The organism is [Eubacterium] eligens ATCC 27750 (assembly GCF_000146185.1).
Lineage (GTDB): Bacteria > Bacillota > Clostridia > Lachnospirales > Lachnospiraceae > Lachnospira > Lachnospira eligens.
Genome location: NC_012778.1, coordinates 1,264,007 through 1,286,122, shown reverse-complemented (window position 1 = coordinate 1,286,122; position 22,116 = coordinate 1,264,007). Strand labels below are relative to the sequence as shown.

Here is a 22,116-nt window from a genome sequence, read left to right as displayed (position 1 = left end):
TAACAATAAAATTTGGAGGTACTTAATAATGATGGATTTTGAGAATGAGAAGAATATAACAATATTTACACATCCACTTATCCAGCATAAGATTTCAATTCTTAGAGATAAGAAAACAGGAACTAATGAATTTAGAAAGCTCGTTGAAGAAATAGCTATGCTTGAAGGTTTTGAGGCATTATCAGATCTTCCAACAGAAGATGTAGAGATTGAGACACCTATTGAGACTTGTATGACACCTATGATTTCAGGACGTAAGCTTGCAATTGTTCCTATCTTAAGGGCAGGCCTTGGCATGGTTCCTGGTGTACTTTCACTTGTACCAACAGCTAAGGTTGGACATATTGGAATGTACCGTAATGAAGAGACACATGAGCCGGTACCATATTACTGCAAGCTTCCACATCCAATTGAGGAAAGAACTATTGTTGTAACAGATCCGATGCTTGCAACAGGTGGTTCGGCAGTTGATGCAATTGACCAGATAAAGAAGGTTGGCGGAAAGCAGATTAAGTTCATGTGTATCATAGCTGCCCCAGAGGGAGTTGAAAAGCTTCATAAGGCACATCCGGATGTTCAGATATACATTGGACATCTTGACAGAGAGCTTAATGCAGATGCTTATATCTGCCCAGGACTTGGGGATGCCGGAGACCGAATCTTCGGAACTAAGTAAATAATTATGGGCATGTAATTGCTTTGCGCTAAGAGATATGATAGTGTGTAAAATGCGGCTCCCAACGGGAGCCGTTTTTGTAACTTATATTATTTAATTAAGGAGATTTCGATGAGCAAGGAGGAAAACAGAAAGAATTTTTCTAAATATGTATCGCAGAATATTCTCGGAATGATAGGGTTTTCATGCTACGTTCTTGCTGACTCGTATTTTATATCTATAGCAAAGGGAGCAGACGGACTTACAGCATTAAATCTTGTTATGCCATTATATAGTATAATATTCTCAATTGGTGAGATGATTGGTGTTGGTTCAGCTATAAGATATGCAATCAGTAAGATTAAAAAAGATGCAGATGCAGATGATTATTTCTGGAATGCATTAATATGGTGTATATTGTCAAGTATGATATTCGTTTTTGCCGGAATATTCTTTTCGGCAGATATCATGCGTGTTCTAGGAGCTGATGAACATATTGTAGCAGTTGGGAATAATTACACTAAGATATTCATGTGTTTTGCACCGATGTTTATGTGTAATTATGTGACTAATGCATTTGTAAGAAATGACGGAGCACCGGGAATTGCTATGAGTGCAACACTTTTTAGCAGTCTGTTTAATATAGTATTTGACTATATTCTCATGTTCCCGATGAATCTGGGAATGGAAGGTGCAGCACTGGCAACAGCTTTGTCGCCGATTATCGGAATGGGAATATGCAGCATACATTTCTTCTCTAAGAAAAGCAGTGTCAGGCTTGTTGTGTGTAAGCCTTCAGTCAGAAAACTTGTGGCAGGGTGCCAGCTTGGTATATCGGCATTTGTTGGAGAGATGTCATCAGCTGTTATTACACTTGTTTTTAATTTCGTAATTCTTAAGCTGGCTGGTAATGTCGGAGTAGCTGCATACGGAGTTGTGGCTAATATTGCAATTGTCACAACTGCGGTATTTAATGGTGTTGCACAGGGAAGTCAGCCACTTATAAGCAGTTGTTTCGGCAGGGGAGACAAGGATGGATGTAAACAGTTAAAACGAATGGGATATACAACAGCATTGGTACTTGCAGCGGTTATGTATAGTATATTGTTTATATTTGCAGGACAGTTTGTCGCAGTGTTTAACAGTGAAGGTTCAGAAATGTTAAGGCTTTACGCAACAGAAGGCGTTAAGTTATATTTTATTGGAATATTCTTTGCGGGAATTAATATTGTAGGTGGCGGTGCATTCAGTGCAACAGAGGATGCGTTTAAAGCGGCAGTTGTTTCTGTGGCAAGAGGATTTGTGCTGATTTTAGGTGCAGTTTTTGTAATGTCAGCACTTTTTGGAATGACAGGAGTATGGCTTGCGTATGCCGTTGCTGAGGGAATAACAACATTTATAATGCTTGTAATGGTGCTGAGAGTGTGATAGAATATTTGCGGACAAAATTATCCCAGAGATTGGGAAAATATGAAAGGAGTCTATATAATTATGAGCAATATTGCAGACAAATTTGAAGAACTTGGAGTAATTCCAGTAGTAGTATTGAATGATGCTAAAGATGCACTTCCATTAGCTAAGGCTTTAGTTGATGGTGGTCTTCCTTGTGCAGAGGTTACATTCCGTACAGCAGCAGCTGAGGAATCTATCCGTCTTATGCATGAAGCATATCCAGATATGGTACTTGCAGCAGGTACAGTACTTACAACAGAGCAGGTTGACAGAGCTGTAGCAGCTGGTGCTTCAGTTATCGTAAGCCCAGGATTTGATCCAGAAATCGTTGATTACTGTATTTCTAAGAACATTCCTGTTATGCCAGGTATCGTTACACCTTCAGAGCTTGCACAGGCTGTTAAGAGAGGCCTTACAAGAGTTAAATTCTTCCCAGCTACAGCTGCAGGTGGAATTAAGATGATCAAGGCTATGTGCGCAGCTTACACTAATGTAAGAATCATGCCTACAGGTGGTATCAACACAGCTAACCTTGAGGAATTCTTATCATGCGATAAGATATTCTGCTGTGGTGGTTCATGGATGGTTAAGGGTGATATGATTAAGGCAGGAGAATTTGACAAGATTAAGGATATGACAGCAGAGGCTGTTGCTCTTGTTAAGAAGATCCGTGGCTAATTACCAGTGATTGTTAATAGCAAAGATACATATAAACCCCGTATTCTGTTTTGCAGGATACGGGGTTTTGTACGTATATTATGTTTTTTAGTGAATTACAGATTAGAAAAAATATTCTCAATTTCTTCATGGGGAAGTACAAGGGCAAATCTTACATGACCTTCTCCAAGGCTTCCGAAGCTGCTTCCAGGTGTACATAAAACGCCAGTCTTATTAAGAAGTTCCATAACATAATCAGCTGAACTGGTATAGCCGTCAGGAATGGCAGCCCATACAAACATTGTGCCTTTAACATCAGCAGGTTTAAGTCCAAGCTTCTTAATTCCGGCAACGAGAGCATTTCTTCTTAACTCATATTCAGCACGGTTGTCAGCGACATATTCCTGCGGACCGTTAAGTGCAGCAACAGCAGCTTTCTGGTATATAAGACTTGTTCCATAGTCAAATTGTGAGCGGACAGTTTTGAATTTGCTTACGATTTCACGGTTTCCGATAAGAAATGAAAGGCGCAGACCAGTAAGATTATAAGTCTTAGAAAGAGAGTTGAATTCAACTCCGACTTCCATAGCACCTTCGTGGCTTAAGAAAGAGCCACCAATCTGTCCGTCATATATAATCTCAGAATATGCGTTGTCGTGAATAATAATGATGTTATATTTCTTTGCAAATGCGATGAGTTTATCGTAGAATTCATCAGGTGCAGTAGCACATACAGGATTCAGTGGATAAGATACAACCATCATTTTGGCTCTTTTTGCAGTATCTTCATCAATAGAATCAAAATCTATAAGATAATCATTCTCTGGAAGAAGATTGTAATAAGCAATCTGTGCATCACACAGGAATGGTCCAATCTCGAATATAGGATATCCCGGATTAGGAACTAAGCATAAATCTCCCGGATTGCACAAAGCAAGGGCAATATGAGCCATACCTTCCTGAGTTCCGAATACAGAGGTGACTTCATCAGGTGTGATAACAGTGTTGTAACGGCGTTTGTACCATTTGCATACGGCGTCAAGCAGCTCATCAGTATCACCAAGTGAGTATTTGTAATTCTCAGGATCAAGTGCTGCATCTGAAACAACCTTCATAACAGATTCATCAGGCTTGAAATCAGGAGTCCCTACAGTAAAGTTATATACCGGCTTTCCCTGTGCAAGTCGGTCGTTCTTCTTTTCATTAAGTATATTAAAAATGTTGCTGCCAAAGCGGTCAGCTCTTTTAGAAAATTCAATATTCATATGTATACTCCATTTCTTTAAATGCGTATCTGCATGCATTTTATTCAGACCGGAAATATAGAAAAATTTCAAGCCTATCGAATAAGATACTAGCATAATTAACAAAAGTCAATTTTAAGGTGTATTTTTTGGTGAAAATGTGATAGTTTTATATATGTAAGTAGAAATAAATAAGATATGGCGGTCTGCAAATGTTACATACAGGAACATTAAAGGGTAGAATGCAGACAGAAAGGAAAGGTAAAAGATATGTCAGTGCAGGATTATCTCAGTGCAGTAAAGATTGGTAAAAAAGAATATCATGCGTGTGTAAATAAGGGTACTTATCCATATCTTCCGGTTCTGGAGGATATTATTGATGAAAGCAGTATTGACAGAGAAGTCAGTCTTGGAAGTGACCAGATTCCATTAAGGCTGGTAGTAGGAACATGTACAGCAGGAAGAACTACAGCATTTGCAGACAACTTTATGCCTATACTTGACTGGGGAACAGAATTTTCGGCAAAGTGGGCTTCACTTAGCGACAGTCAGGTAAATGAGGGAATAAGAGACGATATTAAAGTATATGAGTACATGAATAAGTTCTATGTGCTTGAAGGTAATAAAAGAGTCAGTGTACTTAAGTATTTTAAGGCGGTGACAGTAAGTGCACAGGTTATAAGAAAGATACCTAAGTATAGTGATGATCCTGATGTTAAGATATATTATGAATTCATGGATTTTTATAAATCTACTAAGTTAAATGATATATATTTCAGTAAAGAGGGCAGTTTTACAACTCTTATGGAGCTGGTTGGAATTACACCAGGAGAACCAATGGATGAGGATGATAAGAAAGACCTTGTTTCGTGCTATCTTAATTTCAGGCTTGCTTATGAATCAAGAGGAGGGGATAAGTTCGATTTTCCGACGGGAGATTCATTTTTACGATTCATTCACATTCACGGATATGATGCTGTTAAGAGAATGACTAAGTCTGAGATGGCAAAGAATGTTGCCAAGACATGGGCTGAATTCGAGCTTATTGATGATAACAGCGAAGTGGAACTTAAGATGACACCAGCTGCAGCACCTAAGAAGAATATATTAAGCTATCTGCTTCCAATGGGAGGAGTTAAGAAGCTTAAGGTTGGATTTGTGTATGAAAAGACTCCGCAGGATTCAGAGTGGTGCTATGCACATGAGCTTGGAAGACAGTATATTGATGATACATTTGGTGACCAGATAGAAACATATGTAGAGGAGAATGTGATACCAGAGCAGAGTGATGAGGCAGCAATTAACAGACTTATAGAGAAAGGCTGTGACCTGATATTCCTGACATCGTCGGCAATGAGTATGGCCGGACTAAAAGCTGCAATAGCACATCCGTCAGTAAAGATTCTTGATTGTTCACTTAATATTTCACATAAATATATAAGGTCATATTATGCGAGAATGTTTGAAGCAAAGTTTATAACGGGAATTATTGCAGGCTCAATGGCTGATGATGATAATGTTGGTTATATAGCTGATAATCCGGTTTATGGAGCGTGTGCGAATATTAATGCATTTGCACTGGGAGTAAAGTTTGTTAATCCAAGAGCCAAGGTTTACCTTGAATGGAATAGTATTAATGATAATGATTCTGAGGGAAATCTTGCTAAGAAGAATATAAGCATTATATCTAATCAGGATATGATTACTCCGGGCAAGAGCAAGAGAAGATTTGGATTGTATAAAGCAAGTGATTCAGATAAGCATCTGGCTATGCCTGTATGGCACTGGGGAGTTTTTTATGAAAAGCTTATCCAGAGCATTATGAGCGGTTCATGGAGTAAGGATGAGGACGGAGATAATGTAAAAGCACTTAATTACTGGTGGGGAATGTCAGCAGGAGTTGTTGATCTTATATATTCAGAGAGCCTTCCATCAGCAACTAAGAGGCTTGTAAAGCTCTTTGAGAAAGAACTTAAGGAGGCAAGGTTCAGAGTGTTTGAGGGCGAATTAAAAGATCAGCAGGGTAATATAAGGGTTGAAGAAGGAAAGCTTATTGATCCGGAACATATAATTACTATGGACTGGCTGCTTGATAATGTGGTTGGCAGACTGCCTCGGTATGATGAACTTACAGATAATGCTAAATTAAAAATGGCACTTCAGGGTGTTATCAAAGAAGAAGAATAGAAAGCATGCTGCCTGCAGTGGTGGCTGGGGAATTATTAATGAAAATACTTGTGTTAGCGGATGTTGAATCAAAGTACTTATGGGATTATTTCGAAAAGGAAAAATTGGAAGGTATAGATCTTATACTTTCAGCAGGGGATTTAAAGCCCCAGTATCTGTCGTTTCTGGCATCATTTACAAAAGTACCTGTTCTTTATGTGCATGGCAATCATGATGACTGTTATGAGATACAGCCACCGGATGGATGTATCAATATTGAGAATAAGATATATGTGTATAAGGGGGTCCGTATAATGGGACTTGGTGGTTCTATAAGATATAAGAAGGGAAAGAACCAGTATACACAGAAAGAAATGAACCGCAGGATTAATAAAATGTGGTTTTCGATAAAGAAGAATAAGGGCTTTGATATATTGCTTACACATTCTCCGGCAGCGGGAATAGGTGACGGGCCTGACGAACCGCATAAGGGTTTTGAGGGCTTTAATTATCTGTTGGAAAAATATAAGCCTAAGTATTTTATCCATGGTCATATCCATAAGAGCTACCAGATGAAGTTTAAGCAGGAATATGAGTATAATGAGAATACTAAGATAATTAATGGGTATGAGAGATATATATTTGAATATCCGGATGTTTAATCTGCACCGTGGCATATTAGCTTACCAGCAAATGTGCTACGGTGTTTTACATATTTTTGACATATTTTCACATGAAATACATAAAAATTATGAATATGGTACCTATTTCCTACTTAACATACATGTACTTTTTGAGTAAAAGTTGCTAATATAATGACATAAACCCTTGCTTGTTAAAGCAAAATGCACAAATTAATGTATTGAGGAGGAAAAGCAAAACATGAAAGCTATTATTAGCAAAGCAGCCCGTAGAAAATGGGCATGGGTACTTGCACTAGTTATGGTTGTGAGTATCGTGATTCCTACATCACTTCTTACAGTGAAGGCAGATGTTGGAACAGTAAAATTTATTGATGGTGCGGCAGGATGGTTAGAGTCAGCATATGCACAGTGGTCCATTGATAATCAGGCAGAAGGATATACAGCATATATCAAGAAAGCCAGCCAGTCAGATTCTGCTTATGCAAGAATCGACAATGAACTTATCAGAAAGTATAAGAACTACTACAGGGTTGATGCAGTAGGACTTGCGGCAGGTGACTATGTTATTAAGGTAGTTCCTGTAAAGAACGGAAAGGAAGTTACTGACAAAGCACAGGTTACTAAGACACTTAATGTAAGTTCATATGACAGATCCGGATTTGCATTTTCATCTGAATCAAAGTATAAGACAGGTTCAGGTGCTTACAATGAGGATGGAACACTTAAGAAAGATGCAATTGTTCTTTATGTTACTAACGATAATGCAAAGACTATTAAGGCATCAGTAAAAGAGGCAAAGGGAGAGAAGGAATATACAGGTCTTCAGACAATAATTGATGCATATACAAAGAGTGCTAGCAAGGGGATAGAAACAAGAGCACTTGATGTCCGTGTAATCGGATGTGTTACAGATGCTGCAATGGATAAGTTTTCAAGTTCATCTGAGGGAGTACAGATTAAAGGCGCTAGTGCTTATTCAAATCTTAATATGACAATAGAGGGTATCGGAAATGATGCGACAATCAATGGATTCGGTTTCCTCTTAAGAAATGCAGGAAATGTTGAGATGAGAAATTTCTCAATTATCAATTTCATGGATGATGGTATTTCTCTCGATACAGCAAACTGCAATGTATGGATTCACAATGTTGATCTGTACTATGGTAAAGCAGGTGGAGATGCTGACCAGGCAAAGGGTGATGGTTCAATTGACATTAAAGGTAATTCACAGTATATAACAGTTTCATATGTACATTTTTATGACTCAGGTAAGTGCTCTTTATGTGGAATGAAGAGTGAATCTGGTCCTAACTATATTACATATCATCATAACTGGTTTGATCACTCTGATTCAAGACATGCAAGAGTAAGAACAATGTCAGTGCATATGTATAACAACTACTACGATGGCAATGCAAAGTATGGTGCAGGTTCAACAATGGGTTCTTCATTATTCATACAGAATAACTATTTCAGAAACTGCAAGAATCCAATGCTTTCATCTAATCAGGGAACAGATGCACTTGGTGAGGGTACATTCTCAGGTGAGAACGGTGGTATCATTAAAGCATCAGGAAATGTTATCGTAGGTGCACAGAAGATTATCTATGCAAATGCTGTTTCAGAAACAGGTGATTCTGCAAATGCTGCATCATTTGATGCATACCTTGCAAAATCAGCAGATGAAAAAGTTCCATCTTCATATAAGACTGTAGCAGGTGGAACATCTTATGATAACTTTGATACAACTAAGGATCTCGGGGTTAAATCAGGAAGCCTTAATAATGCAGAAGATGTACCTTCAGTAGTAACATCTGCAAAGGGAGCAGGAAGCCTTGGCGGTGGAGTAATTCCATGGACATTCTCTGATAAAGATGATTCTGTATATGCCATAGATAAGGAATTAAAGGCAACAGTTACTAATTACAAGAATACAGACCTTGTTTCTGTAGGTGGTACTAATGCAAAGATTGTTTCACCAGATCCAACAACAGAAGAAACTAAGGCAACAGAGAGTACAACAAAAGCTACACAGGCAACAACTAAGGAAACACAGACAACAACAAAAGCAACAGAGAGCGCAACAAAGGCAACTGAGAAGGAAACAGCTGGTTCAGATGCAACAACATCATACGATAAGACAAGTCTTTCTTACTCAGGTGCGTACACAGATATCAGTAATAAGAAGGATGCAGATTTCAAGAATGCAAAGTATGTATCATCTTCAAATGAAATTCTTAATGCAATCAGTTCAGCTAAGTCCGGCGATGTAATTATTGTAAAAGAGGGAACATATAAGTTTTCTGATACAATCGTAATTAATAATGCCATGAATGGAAAATCAGGCTCTTATATTATTGTAAAGGCTGAAAGTGGCAAGGAAGTTAAGTTTGATTTCTCAGCACAGAAGCTTGATGGAGCTAACAGAGGTGTAGTTGTAGATGGAGATTACTGGTATTTCCAGGGAATTAACTTCTATGGCGCAGGTGATAACGGAGTATTACTTGCTGGTAATAACAACATTTTTGAAAAATGTGTATTTGAGGCAAACAGAGATTCAGGACTTCAGATTTCAAGATATGACACAACAGCTGCTACTAAGGATTTATGGCCATCAAATAACCTGATTATCAACTGTACATCACATGATAACTGTGATTTCCCTGACCAGGGCGGTACAGGTGAGAATGCAGATGGTTTTGCTGCAAAGCTTACATGTGGTGAAGGCAATGTGTTTGATGGATGTATATCATACAGCAACTCAGATGATGGATGGGATTTATTTGCAAAGAGTGCAACAGGTCCTATAGGTGTAATTACAATTAGAAACTGTGTGGCATTTAATAATGGAACATTATCTAATGGTGTTCATTATGCTAATGGAGATATGAATGGCTTCAAGCTTGGCGGTTCAGGTGTTGGAACACCACATAAGGTAATGAACTGCTTATCATTTGACAATGGTGCAACAGGATTTACAGATAATAATAACCCAACAGGCCTTACAATTATGAATGTCACAGCATGGGGCAATGGTAAATTTGCAAAGAAGGGCAACTTCTTATGTTACAGAACATCAAGTGATGCAATATTCATGGGACTTGTTTCAGCAGGTGCAATAGATTCAGATAAGTTCACAGGCAAGATGGCTAACTCAATCTATTACAACTCTGGAAAGTATTTCAGTCTTACAGGTTCTGTTCTTACATCTTTAGTGAGTGGTGATAAGAAGGGAACTGTTGTAACTGACCCTGCTAAGACAGCCGGAATGTTTAAGAACACTGTTAATGCAATTGATATGAGCAAAAATATAGATAAACAGCTTAGAAATTCTGATGGAACTGTTAATATGAACGGTCTCTATGAGACAATAGGAAGCTATGCATCAATGGGAGCAAGATTCAATGTTGCTAATCAGATGATTAGTGTATCTTCAAAGAATTCATCATCTGAAGTAACTAAGCCAGAAGAGACAACAAAGGCTCAGGAAACAACAAAGGCGACAGAGGCAGCAACAAAGGAGACGCAGGCTCCGACAAAGGCGACAGAGGCAACAACAAAGGAGACACAGGCTCCAACTAAGGCGACAGAGGCAACAACAAAGGAGACACAGGCTCCGACAAAAGCAACTGAAGCAACCTCAGTATCCACAAAGGGTGAAAAGTTAATTCTTAATGCTAACGATGTATCAACAGGCAAGATTAAGAGCTCAACTGTTGTTGATGGATTTAAGATTGTTGCAACAAGCAAGAAAACAGTAACAGTTGATAAGAGTGCAAAAGACTATAAGAACATCAGCTTTACTAAGAGAATCAAGCTTGGCGGTGCAGGAAGTGAATATGCAAGAGCTATTGCATTTAAGACAGCAGGTGAATCTAAGGTAAAGATATATGCTACAAGCTCAGATACAGATACAAGCAGACTTATTAAGATTATTGATAAGAATGGCAATGATGTAACAAGTACATCAAAGATTCCAGGCTCATCACTTAAATCAGTATCATTCAGACTGGATGAAGCAGGTGAATATTATATTGTATCAGAATCTGGTGGAGTTAATATTTATTATGTAGAAGTATCTAATGGTATTGCTTACTAATAAAATATAATATTATTACAAGGCTGCTTCCGATGGAGTTATCCATTGGGGGCAGCTTTTTTGCTGTGAGCCTTTTTAATTGAAGAGGAATATCGGTTGTAAATGTATGATGTACGCATGGATATAATTAGTTATGTACAACATGCACAATATATAGTGGATTGAATGTTGATATTCATACAAGATAACGAAAAATCCCCCTTAAAGTAGGTATTTATCATAGAATAGTACTATTTAAAACAAACTGGTACCAAAAGCCTATGGAAGTACTATATCTTTATTTGTGAAAAATTGCTAAGATAGCGCCATAGTGCTTGCACATTATAACTAATGTGCATAAAAAGATGCATTGGGAGGAGAACTATGAAGGCTATAATAAGCAAAGCAGCCCGTAGAAAATGGGCATGGATACTTGTGTTAGTTATGACAGTAAGTATCGTTATTCCAACTTCACTTTTAACAGCAAAAGCTGAAGTAAGTGCAGTAAAGTTTATCGATGGAACATCGGCGGGCTGGTTAGAATCGGCATATGCACAGTGGTCTATTGATAAAGAGGCAGATGGGTATACAGCTTATATAAAGAAGGCTGATGCAGATGATTCTGCTTACACAAGAATTGATAATGAATTAATAAGAAAATACAATGATTATTGGAGAGTTGATGCTGTAGGACTTGCAGCAGGAGACTATGTTATTAAGGTTGTTCCTGTAAAGGACGGAAAAGAAGTTGCAGGAAAAGCAAAAGTAACTGATACACTTACTGTAAGTTCATATGACAGATCTGGATTTGCATTCTCATCTGAATCAAAGTATAAGACAGGTTCAGGTGCTTACAATGAGGATGGAACACTTAAGAAAGATGCAATTGTTCTTTATGTTACTAACGATAATGCAAAGACAATTAAGGCATCAGTAAAAGAGGCAAAGGGAGAGAAGGAATATACAGGTCTTCAGACAATAATTGATGCATATACAAAGAGTGCTAGCAAGGGGATAGAAACAAGAGCACTTGATGTCCGTGTAATCGGATGTGTTACAGATGCTGCAATGGATAAGTTTTCAAGTTCATCTGAGGGAGTACAGATTAAAGGAGCTAGTGCTTATTCAAATCTTAATATGACAATAGAGGGTATCGGAAATGATGCGACAATCAATGGATTCGGTTTCCTCTTAAGAAATGCAGGAAATGTTGAGATGAGAAATTTCTCAATTATCAATTTCATGGATGATGGTATTTCTCTCGATACAGCAAACTGCAATGTATGGATTCACAATGTTGATCTGTACTATGGTAAAGCAGGTGGAGATGCTGACCAGGCAAAGGGTGATGGTTCAATTGACATTAAAGGTAATTCACAGTATATAACAGTTTCATATGTACATTTTTATGACTCGGGTAAGTGCTCGTTATGTGGAATGAAGAGCGAGTCTGGTCCTAACTATATTACATATCATCATAACTGGTTTGATCACTCTGATTCAAGACATGCAAGAGTAAGAACAATGTCAGTGCATATGTATAACAACTACTATGATGGCAATGCAAAGTATGGTGCTGGTTCAACAATGGGTTCTTCATTATTTATACAGAATAATTATTTTAATAATTGTAAATATCCAATGCTTTCTTCTAAACAGGGAAGTGATGCACTTGGTGAGGGCACATTCTCAGGTGAGAACGGTGGTATCATTAAAGCATCAGGAAATGTTATCGTAGGTGCACAGAAGATTATCTATGCAAATGCTGTTTCAGAAACTGGTGATTCTGCAAATGCGGCATCATTTGATGCATACCTTGCAAAGTCAGCAGATGAGAAAGTTCCATCTTCATATAAGACAGTAGCAGGTGGAACATCTTATGATAACTTTGATACAACTAAGGATCTCGGAGTTAAATCAGGAAGCCTTAATAATGCAGAAGATGTACCTTCAGTAGTAACATCTTCAAAGGGTGCAGGAAGTCTTGGAAGAGGTGTTATTGATTGGAAGTTCACAGATGCAGATAATGATGATTATTCTGTTAATAAGGAATTAAAGGCTACTGTTACAAACTATAGAAATACAAGTCTTGTATCAGTAGGCGGTGTTAAAGGAACAGTTGTAGCACCTGAGCAGCCAACAAAGTCAACAGAGGCTACAACAAAGGAAACAGAAGCAACAACAAAGGACAATGAGACAACAAAGGCTGAGGAAACAACTAAAGAGACAGCAGCTACAGGTGCAACTCATACATATATTGCAGATAATGAAACAAATGATTCTTATTTTTCAATTAGTGAATCATTAAAGAGTATTAAAGCAACATATAATGGAAAAACATATAGTAAAGCAGTTAAACTTGATTCAAAAGGTTCAATTGCATTTAAAACAACTACAGATAATGCAACATTATCTATATTAGTTTCGGCTAAGAAGTCAGATTCTTCAGTAAAAGTAAATGATGATGTATTATTTAGTAATATTGGAACATCTGTTGAGTATAGAACAGTTGAATTAGGCAAAGCAGGAACATATGTAATTAAGCAGAAGAAGAACGAAAATTACATTTATATGGTAGTTGTAACTGAAAAAGGACAGGCTTCAACAGAATCTTCAACAAAGGCAACTGAGGCAACAACAAAAGCGACTGAGGCAACAACAAAGGCAACAGAAGCTACAACAAAGAATGAAGAAACAACAAAAGAAACAGAAGCTATAACAAAGAATGAAGAAACAACAAAGGAAACACAGACACCTTCAGTTCCTTCTGAGGCAGGTGAATATGATTCAAAGAGTCTTTCATATTCAGGTGCATATACAGATATAAGCACAAAGAAAGATTCTGAATTTAAGAATGCTAAATATGTTTCAACTTCAGAAGAAATCCGTGCAGCAATTGATAATGCAAAGGCAGGAGATGTAATCATTATTAAAGAAGGAACTTATAAGTTTGATTCAATCGAAAGCCTGATGGCAACGGATGACAAGGGAAAGACAGGCGCTCCTGCATTATACATCACTAATAATGGAGTAGCAGATAACTATATCATTCTTAAGGCAGAATACGGCAAGAGTGTTAAGTTTGATTTTTCATCACAGAAGTTAGCATCATTTAACAGAGGACTTATTCATTATGCTGATTACTGGTATTTTGAAGGAATAAACTTCTATCATGCAGGAGATAATGGTGTTCTTCTTTCTGGAAACAATAACATTTTTGAAAAATGTGTATTTGAGGCTAACAGAGATACAGGTCTTCAGATTGCAAGAAAAGATGCAAATGCACAGCCGATTAAAGATACATGGCCAAGCAATAACCTGATTATCAACTGTACATCATTTAATAATGTTGACCCAGTTGATGAGGGTGGAAATGGTGAAAATGCAGATGGATTCGCAGCTAAGCTTACATGTGGAGAAGGCAATGTATTTGATGGATGTATCTCATACTGTAATTCAGATGATGGATGGGATCTTTACGCTAAGCCAGCGACAGGTTCAATCGGAGTTGTCACAATCAGAAACTGTATAGCATATGGTAACGGAAAGCTTTCAGATGGTTCTGGAGAGGCTGCCGGAGATATGAATGGATTCAAGCTTGGTGGAAGCAATAAAGCTGTTCCTACACCTCATGTTGTATTAAACTGTCTTGCATTAAATAATGGTGCATGTGGTTTTACAGATAATGGTAACGGTGGTGCATTAACAATAATGAACTGCACAAGTGTTGCTAATGGTAAATATGCAAAGAAGAGCAACTTCACATTCTACAGATCATCAAGTGATTCTATGTATATGGGCCTTGTATCTGTAAATGATACGGATTCAGATAAGTTTGTTGGAAAGATGTTAAATTCAATCTATTTTAACTCTAAGAAGTATTATAGAATATCAGGCATGATACCAACAGTAATGGCAAGTGGAGACAAGAAGGGGGATGTTGTAAGCAATCCATCTGGTATATCAGGTATGTTTATTAACACTAATAATACTATTGATACTAATAAGAACATTGATTCTCAGATAAGAAATGCAGATGGAACCATTAATGTTAAGGGACTTTATGAGACAACTGGTGAATATGCAACTATGGGAGCACATTTTAGTGCTGCTAACCAGATTATAAAGGTTTTAGTAAACACTAATGTAAAGGAAGATGAAACAAAGACAGAGGAAACATCTTCTTCACAGGAAACAACAAAGGCAACACAGGCTCCAACAAAGGCAACAGAAGCAACAACAAAGGAGACACAGGCTCCAACAAAGGCAACAGAGGCAACAACAAAGGAGACACAGGCTCCAACAAAGGCTACAGAGGCAACAACACAGAATCCAACAACAGCTGCTCCTACAGAAGCAGCAGGAAAGAAGCTTGTTCTTAATGCCAATGATATGACAGCAGGAGATATCAATTCATCAATCTATGCGGATGGATTTAAGATTATAGCATCAGCAGACAGTATGGTTTCTGTTGATTCTAACAGCAAGTCATACAACGGAAAGAACTTTAAGCAGAGAATCAAGCTTGGTGGAACTGGAACAACAACAAAGAGAGCAATTGAATTCAAGACAGCAGGAGCATCAACAGTTACTGTATATGCTATGAGCTCATCTAGCAAAGAGGCTAGAAAGTTACAGATTCTTGATGATGATGGAAAAGTTGTAGCATCATCAGCAGAACTTGGTGGAAAGAATCTCGTATCAGCAACATTTAATATTAAAGAGGCAGGAGAATATTATTTAGCAGGAGTTTCAGGCGGTGTTAATGTATATTATATTGAGGTATCTAATGGTATAGCATTAACAGGCTCAACAGAGACACCAACAACAAAGCCAACAGAGACACCAACAACAAAGCCAACAGTAGCACCTACAGAGGCACCAACAACAGAGCCAACAGTAGCACCTACAGAGGCACCAACAACAGAGCCAACAGTAGCACCTACAGAAGCACCAACAACAGAGCTAACAGTAGCACCTACAGAAGCACCAACAACAAAGCCAACACAGGCAGCTGGAAGCACAACTGAGGCTAAGAGAGCAGAGATTGCAGCAGACGAGGAAAAGATTACTAACTCACAGGTTGAGACGGTAGCTTCAGATACAACAGCATCAGCTAAAACACCAGAAGTTGCAGCAGATGAGACAAAGACAGGTGATGCAAGCCATATGATGATGTATGTAATTATATTTATCAGTGCATTAGCAGTATTTACAGGGGTAGCAGTTGTATCAAAAAGACGCAGAGTAAAGTAATATTCGATTAATAATATACTTATAAGAATTTACTTCTCCTAATATTTCTAAAAGAGGCTTTCGGTATAATGCCGGGGGCTTCTTTTGATTTCAAATAAAAATATAAAGAAAAATGCTAAAAAACTTAAAAATCACTTGCATTATCCAATGGGCTGTGATATATTTTCTTAGACACAAAAACAAATGTCCGTCACAGAAAGACAGAACAGAGGGAAGTGTCTTTTAGATTTTACATATTGAAGGAGTTAAAAATGAGCGATAAGTTAAGAGTTGGTATCCTTGGCGGTACAGGTATGGTAGGACAGAGATTTATAACATTACTTGAGAATCATCCTTGGTTTGAGGTCGTTTTAGTAGCAGCTTCAGGACGTTCAGCAGGAAAGCTTTATGAAGATGCTGTTGAAGGACGCTGGAAGATGCAGACACCAATGCCAGAGTTCGTTAAGAAGATGACTGTATATGATATGGATAAGGATTTTGATGAAATTGTTTCTAAGGTAGATTTCGTATTCTGTGCAGTTAATATGCCTAAGGACCAGATTAAGGCTATAGAGGAAAGATATGCTAAGGCAGAAGTTCCAGTTGTTTCTAATAACAGTGCTAATCGTTGGACACCAGATGTTCCTATGGTTGTTCCAGAAATCAACCCAGAGCATCTTGAAGTTATTAAGTATCAGAGAGAAAGACTTGGTACTAAGAGAGGATTTATCTGTGTTAAGCCTAACTGTTCAATCCAGAGCTACACACCTGCTCTTAATGCATTAAAGGAATTCGGACCAAAGCTTGTTGTTGCAACAACATATCAGGCAATCTCAGGTGCTGGTAAGACATTTGAGCAGTGGCCAGAGATGGTTGAGAATATCATTCCTTATATTGGTGGAGAAGAAGAAAAGTCTGAAAAAGAGCCTTTAAGATTATGGGGTAAGATTGAGGACGGAAAGATTGTTCCTGCAAGTGATCCGGTTATCACATGCCAGTGTATCAGAGTTCCGGTTCTTGATGGACATACAGCAGCAGTATTTGTTAACTTTGAGAAGAAGCCTACTAAGGAACAGATTATTGAAAAGTGGAGAAGCTTCAAGGGAGTTCCACAGGAACTTAATCTTCCAAGTGCTCCAAAGCAGTTCATCCAGTATCTTGAAGAGGATGACCGTCCACAGGTTAAGCTTGATGTTAATTATGAGAATGGAATGGGTGTTTCACTTGGCCGTTTAAGAGAAGACAGTGTGTTTGATTATAAGTTTGTTGGTCTTTCACACAACACATTAAGAGGTGCAGCAGGTGGAGCTGTTCTTATTGCAGAGCTTCTTAAGGCACAGGGTTATATCACTCCTAAGGATGCAGAATAATTAAATTCTAATACACATACCAGAAAAGAGATGTCAGAGATGGCATCTCTTTTTACTTGCTTAAAAACCTATTATGATATAAAATTATGAAACGACTTAAAGAGTAAAGAGGGGACATTTACATTGAAGGAAAATTATTTTTATGCAATGCTGTCGAGAATGAAATATATTAACAGATGGGGACTTATGCAGAATACACGCCATGAGAATCTGTGCGAGCATAGTCTTGAAGTGGCATTCATAGCACATGCACTGGGAATTATCAACAATGAGATATATGGTGGGAATATTAATGCTGAAAGGCTTGCAATTCTTGGAATGTATCATGATGTTACAGAGATAATTACGGGTGATCTTCCGACTCCTGTAAAGTATTACAATCCGGTTATAAGAAATGCTTATAAGGAAGTAGAGCATGTTGCAGAGGAGCAGATGCTCTCAGGTCTGTCATCTGATATAAGAGCACATTATAAGGGTGTGTTATCAGAGACAGAAGAGGAAGAAGAACTCTGGAAATATGTAAAGGCGGCTGATAAGATGTCAGCTTATATCAAATGTCTTGAGGAAAAGAAGTCTGGTAATATGGATTTTGCTGATGCGGAAAAGACAATATATCAGGCTATTGTTGATATGAATATTCCGGAAGCAGATTATTTTATAAAAGAATATATACCAGCTTATATGGGAACTCTTGATGCTTCAGGAGAATAATAATTGTGTAATAGACACAGAAATGAGGGATATAATGGGAAAATCCGTATATATCGCGGAAAAACCAAGCGTGGCGCAGGAGTTTGCCAAGGCACTGCATGTGAACTTCACAAGAAAAGACGGATATCTTGAGGGTGGAGACCATATTGTGACATGGTGTGTCGGACATCTGGTAACTATGAGCTACCCGGATGCATATGATCCTAATCTGAAAAGATGGAGCTTTGACACATTGCCATTCATACCAAAGGAATTCAAGTATGAGGTTATACCTGCAGTTGCGAAACAGTTTAATATAGTTAAAGACATTCTTACAAGGAATGATGTTGAATATATATATGTGTGTACCGATTCAGGACGAGAGGGAGAATATATATACAGGCTTGTGAGGCAGGAGGCAGGCGTTAAGGGAAAGAAAGAGCGCCGTGTGTGGATTGATTCGCAGACAGAGGAAGAGATTCTTAAAGGAATTAATACAGCTAAAGATATATCTGAATATGATAATCTGAGTGATTCAGCGTATCTTCGTGCGAAGGAAGATTATCTTATGGGAATTAATTTCTCAAGAGTTCTTACATTGAAATATGGACGCAATATTGCCAATTATCTGCATCTTGACAGGGCAGTTGTATCTGTCGGCAGGGTTATGACATGTGTTCTTGGAATGGTAGTAAGAAGGGAACGGGAGATAAGAAGCTTTGTTAAAACTCCATTCTACAGGGTTATAGGTCAGGCACAGGTTGAGAATTCAACATTTGACGCAGAATGGCGTGTGAGTGATAAGAGTATGTATGCGGGCACACCGTATTTGTATAAGGATAATGGTTTTAAGGACAGGGAGAAGGCTGAGGAGCTTGTTAAGTTCTTATCTGACCCACTGCCGGCACAGGGAGTAGTTGATTCTATTGAGAGAAAGAAAGAAACCAAGAATCCACCACTTCTGTACAACCTTGCCGAGATTCAGAATGAATGCAGCAAGTTGTTTAAGATAAGCCCTGATGAGACCCTTAATATTATTCAGGAGCTGTATGAAAAGAAACTGGTTACTTATCCAAGAACTGATGCGAGAGTGTTATCAACAGCAGTAAGTAAGGAAATACATAAGAATATAGGCGGACTTAGGAATTTTCCTCCTGTGAAGGAGATAGCAGAGCATATATTACAGAATAATATGCAGAAGGGAATTGAAAAGACAAGATACTGCAATGATAAAGCAATCACAGACCATTATGCGATTATTCCGACAGGACAGGGGTTTAATAATTTAAAGAACTTGTCAGTTACAGCTGCGAGAACCTATGAGATAATTGTAAGAAGATTTTTAAGTATATTCTATCCACCGGCTATTTATCAGAAGGTAAGTATTATCAGTGATGTAAAGAATGAAAAGCTGTATGCTTCATTTAAAGTGCTTGTAGATGAAGGTTATCTTAGCGTAGCTAAGAACTCATTTGCAAAGGCGAGAAATGATGCAAAAGTAAAGGATGATGATAGCGTCGATAATAAGGAAGATAATAAATGTGATGTAGCTTTATTTGAGGTATTGAAAAAATACAGAAAAGGTTCTACAATCACATTTAATGGGTTTAATATCAAAGAAGGTGAAACATCACCTCCTAAGAGATATAATTCAGGTTCTATTATTCTTGCAATGGAGAATGCAGGACAGCTTATTGAAGATGAGGAGCTGCGTGCCCAGATTAAGGGTAGTGGAATAGGAACAAGTGCTACAAGAGCAGAGATTCTTAAAAAACTTAATACTATTAAGTATATTTCTATTAATTCTAAGACACAGATTATTACGCCTACATTTTTAGGCGAGATAATATATGATGTTGTAGACAATTCTATCAGGCATCTGCTTAATCCGGAGCTTACGGCAAGCTGGGAAAAAGGACTTACAGGTGTAGCAGAGGGGAATATTACAGCAGATGAGTATATGGAAAAGCTTGATGGTTTTGTTTCAAGAAGAACAAGGGCTGTTATGGCATTAAGGAATCAGGTGGGGCTTGTAGGGCTTTTTAACGAGACTGCTAAGAATTATAAGTAAATGAGTGAAAGGAATTAAATATATGTGCGGAATTGCAGGATATGTAGGAGACAGAGAAAGCGCAGATGTACTTGTAGATGCATTGTCTAAGCTTGAATACAGGGGATATGACTCAGCAGGTATTGCGGTATTTGATCATGGCAATATTAAGGTTAAGAAATGCAAGGGAAGACTTGCCAACCTTGTTGAGAAGATGGATGAAGAGGGAAAACCACAAGGACATGTTGGAATTGGTCATACAAGATGGGCTACACATGGAGAACCATCAGATATCAATTCACATCCACATGGTAATAAGAGAGTTACTATTGTACATAACGGTATTATTGAGAACTACAAGAAGCTTAAGGATTTTCTTATCGGAGAGGGATATAGCTTTGCAAGTGAAACAGATACTGAAGTTGCAGCAAAGCTGCTTGACTACTACTATGATGGCGATCCTATGAAGACTATTGCAAAGGTGTTATCAGAGATTAAGGGTTCATACGCACTTGGAATTATGTTCAGAGATTTCCCTGATGAAATATTTGCAGTAAGAAAGGACAGTCCTCTTATTGTTGGTGTTGGAGAACATGAGAATTTTATAGCATCTGATGTACCGGCTATTATTCATTATACAAGAGATTATTATCTTCTTGACCAGAATGAGATTGCAGTTATTAAGAAGGATTCAGTTAAGATATATGATGTTCATGGCAATGAGATACATAAGGAATTAAATACTGCTGACTGGGATGTTGATGCTGCAGAAAAGGGCGGTTATGCGCACTTTATGCTTAAGGAAATCCATGAGCAGCCAGATTCTGTAAAGAGAACAATCATGCCAAGAATCATGGACGATATGCCTGATTTCAGTGCAGAAGGATTCAATCCTGACAAGTTAAAGAATTATAAGAATATATATATTGTTGCCTGTGGTACTGCAATGCATGCCGGAATGGTAGGAAAATATATAATAGAAAAGATGGCAAGAGTATCTGTAACTGTTGATATTGCATCAGAATTCAGATACAGAGATCCTCTTATCAGTGAAGATGATCTTATGATTGTTATATCACAGTCAGGTGAGACTGCTGATACTAAGGCTGCACTTGAACTTGCAAAACAGGCAGGTGCTGATACTATGGCAATTGTTAATGTTAAGGGTTCATCAATTGCAAGAGAAGCAGATATGGTTGTATATACACATGCGGGTCCTGAGATTTCAGTTGCTTCAACAAAGGCATATATGGTTCAGATATCAATTATGTATTTAATTGCATTTGAATTAGCTTATGCTAATGGTAAGATGGATGAGGCAGAATGCAGCAGATACACTAAGATGCTTGAAGAAATACCTGAGGTTATTGAAGAAGCCATTGCACTTGAGAGTAAGTGTCAGTTTGCAGCTTCTAAGCTTATTAATGCAGACAGTCTTCTTTATATAGGACGAGGTCTTGATTATGCACTCAGTATGGAAGGCTCTCTTAAGTTAAAGGAGATATCTTATATTCATTCTGAATCATATGCAGCAGGAGAGCTTAAGCATGGAACTATCTCGCTTATTACAGAACAGATGCCTGTAATTGCAATTGCAACACAGAAGAATCTTGAGGAAAAGACTATAAGTAATATTAAGGAAGTTAAGTCAAGAGGAGCATTTGTAGTGCTTATTGCAGAACCAGAGCTTGATATTGAGGATGGAGTGGCAGATATTGTTATTAAGCTTCCACAGGCAGACCAGCTTCTTATGCCTATGGTTGCGGCAGTTCCATTACAGCTTATTGCCTACTATACAGCAGTTCTTAAGGGTAACGATGTTGATAAGCCAAGAAACCTTGCAAAATCTGTTACGGTTGAATAATTGATATAAAG

Annotated in this window: 12 protein-coding genes; 11 read left to right on the top strand and 1 reads right to left on the bottom strand. The window is 37.9% G+C overall.

The features are described 5' to 3' along the window. Window positions 1–28: 28 nt before the first annotated feature. The 3 genes from upp (at window position 29) to EUBELI_RS06080 (ending at window position 2,785) form a co-directional block, all read left to right on the top strand. The gene (gene upp / locus EUBELI_RS06090) at window positions 29–676 is read left to right on the top strand and encodes a uracil phosphoribosyltransferase (protein WP_012739488.1); all 648 of its coding nucleotides are present in this window, start codon (window positions 29–31) and stop codon (window positions 674–676) included. A 111-nt stretch (window positions 677–787) separates the two neighbouring features. After that, on the top strand, window positions 788–2,083 hold the full coding sequence (locus EUBELI_RS06085; protein ID WP_012739487.1) for an MATE family efflux transporter: 1,296 nt from the start codon (window positions 788–790) through the stop codon (window positions 2,081–2,083). 63 nt (window positions 2,084–2,146) lie between these two features. Then, window positions 2,147–2,785: a bifunctional 4-hydroxy-2-oxoglutarate aldolase/2-dehydro-3-deoxy-phosphogluconate aldolase gene (locus tag EUBELI_RS06080; RefSeq protein ID WP_022097684.1), complete on the top strand. Its 639-nt coding sequence runs from the start codon at window positions 2,147–2,149 to the stop codon at window positions 2,783–2,785. A 95-nt stretch (window positions 2,786–2,880) separates the two neighbouring features. Here the strand turns inward: EUBELI_RS06080 and EUBELI_RS06075 are convergent, their stop codons facing one another. Beyond that, entirely contained in the window at window positions 2,881–4,029 is a 1,149-nt protein-coding gene (locus EUBELI_RS06075; RefSeq protein ID WP_041688135.1) for an aminotransferase class I/II-fold pyridoxal phosphate-dependent enzyme, read from the bottom strand. Window positions 4,030–4,278: 249 nt separating this feature from the next. Between EUBELI_RS06075 and EUBELI_RS06070 the strand changes: the two genes are divergently transcribed. The 8 genes from EUBELI_RS06070 to glmS all read left to right on the top strand — a co-directional run bounded on the left by EUBELI_RS06070 (window position 4,279) and on the right by glmS (window position 22,105). Next, window positions 4,279–6,195: a BMP family ABC transporter substrate-binding protein gene (locus tag EUBELI_RS06070; protein WP_012739484.1), complete on the top strand. Its 1,917-nt coding sequence runs from the start codon at window positions 4,279–4,281 to the stop codon at window positions 6,193–6,195. 38 nt (window positions 6,196–6,233) lie between these two features. After that, window positions 6,234–6,836 (top strand): metallophosphoesterase family protein, encoded by a 603-nt coding sequence (locus tag EUBELI_RS06065; protein ID WP_041688625.1) that lies wholly within the window; start codon window positions 6,234–6,236, stop codon window positions 6,834–6,836. A 220-nt stretch (window positions 6,837–7,056) separates the two neighbouring features. Then, window positions 7,057–10,917, top strand: coding sequence for a pectate lyase family protein (locus EUBELI_RS13610; protein WP_012739482.1), 3,861 nt, complete (start codon window positions 7,057–7,059; stop codon window positions 10,915–10,917). A 363-nt stretch (window positions 10,918–11,280) separates the two neighbouring features. Then, entirely contained in the window at window positions 11,281–16,152 is a 4,872-nt protein-coding gene (locus EUBELI_RS14610) for a pectate lyase family protein (protein WP_012739481.1), read from the top strand. 251 nt (window positions 16,153–16,403) lie between these two features. Continuing rightward, on the top strand, window positions 16,404–17,501 hold the full coding sequence (gene asd / locus EUBELI_RS06045) for an aspartate-semialdehyde dehydrogenase (RefSeq protein ID WP_012739480.1): 1,098 nt from the start codon (window positions 16,404–16,406) through the stop codon (window positions 17,499–17,501). 123 nt (window positions 17,502–17,624) lie between these two features. Beyond that, window positions 17,625–18,212 carry a 5'-deoxynucleotidase gene (yfbR, locus tag EUBELI_RS06040; RefSeq protein ID WP_081458296.1) on the top strand — a complete coding sequence of 196 codons (588 nt, stop codon included), beginning with the start codon at window positions 17,625–17,627 and terminating at the stop codon, window positions 18,210–18,212. 34 nt (window positions 18,213–18,246) lie between these two features. Further along, window positions 18,247–20,262, top strand: a complete 2,016-nt coding sequence (locus tag EUBELI_RS06035; protein ID WP_041688620.1) for a DNA topoisomerase — start codon at window positions 18,247–18,249, stop codon at window positions 20,260–20,262. Window positions 20,263–20,284: 22 nt separating this feature from the next. Then, window positions 20,285–22,105 (top strand): glutamine--fructose-6-phosphate transaminase (isomerizing), encoded by a 1,821-nt coding sequence (gene glmS, locus EUBELI_RS06030; RefSeq protein WP_041688133.1) that lies wholly within the window; start codon window positions 20,285–20,287, stop codon window positions 22,103–22,105. The last annotated feature ends 11 nt before the right edge of the window (window positions 22,106–22,116 follow it).

Coding starts and splice junctions, on each gene's coding strand:
- upp (WP_012739488.1), top strand. CDS start 29: ATGATGGATTTTGAGAATGAGAAGAATATAACAATATTTACACATCCA.
- EUBELI_RS06085 (WP_012739487.1), top strand. CDS start 788: ATGAGCAAGGAGGAAAACAGAAAGAATTTTTCTAAATATGTATCGCAG.
- EUBELI_RS06080 (WP_022097684.1), top strand. CDS start 2,147: ATGAGCAATATTGCAGACAAATTTGAAGAACTTGGAGTAATTCCAGTA.
- EUBELI_RS06075 (WP_041688135.1), bottom strand. CDS start 4,029: ATGAATATTGAATTTTCTAAAAGAGCTGACCGCTTTGGCAGCAACATT.
- EUBELI_RS06070 (WP_012739484.1), top strand. CDS start 4,279: ATGTCAGTGCAGGATTATCTCAGTGCAGTAAAGATTGGTAAAAAAGAA.
- EUBELI_RS06065 (WP_041688625.1), top strand. CDS start 6,234: ATGAAAATACTTGTGTTAGCGGATGTTGAATCAAAGTACTTATGGGAT.
- EUBELI_RS13610 (WP_012739482.1), top strand. CDS start 7,057: ATGAAAGCTATTATTAGCAAAGCAGCCCGTAGAAAATGGGCATGGGTA.
- EUBELI_RS14610 (WP_012739481.1), top strand. CDS start 11,281: ATGAAGGCTATAATAAGCAAAGCAGCCCGTAGAAAATGGGCATGGATA.
- asd (WP_012739480.1), top strand. CDS start 16,404: ATGAGCGATAAGTTAAGAGTTGGTATCCTTGGCGGTACAGGTATGGTA.
- EUBELI_RS06035 (WP_041688620.1), top strand. CDS start 18,247: ATGGGAAAATCCGTATATATCGCGGAAAAACCAAGCGTGGCGCAGGAG.
- glmS (WP_041688133.1), top strand. CDS start 20,285: ATGTGCGGAATTGCAGGATATGTAGGAGACAGAGAAAGCGCAGATGTA.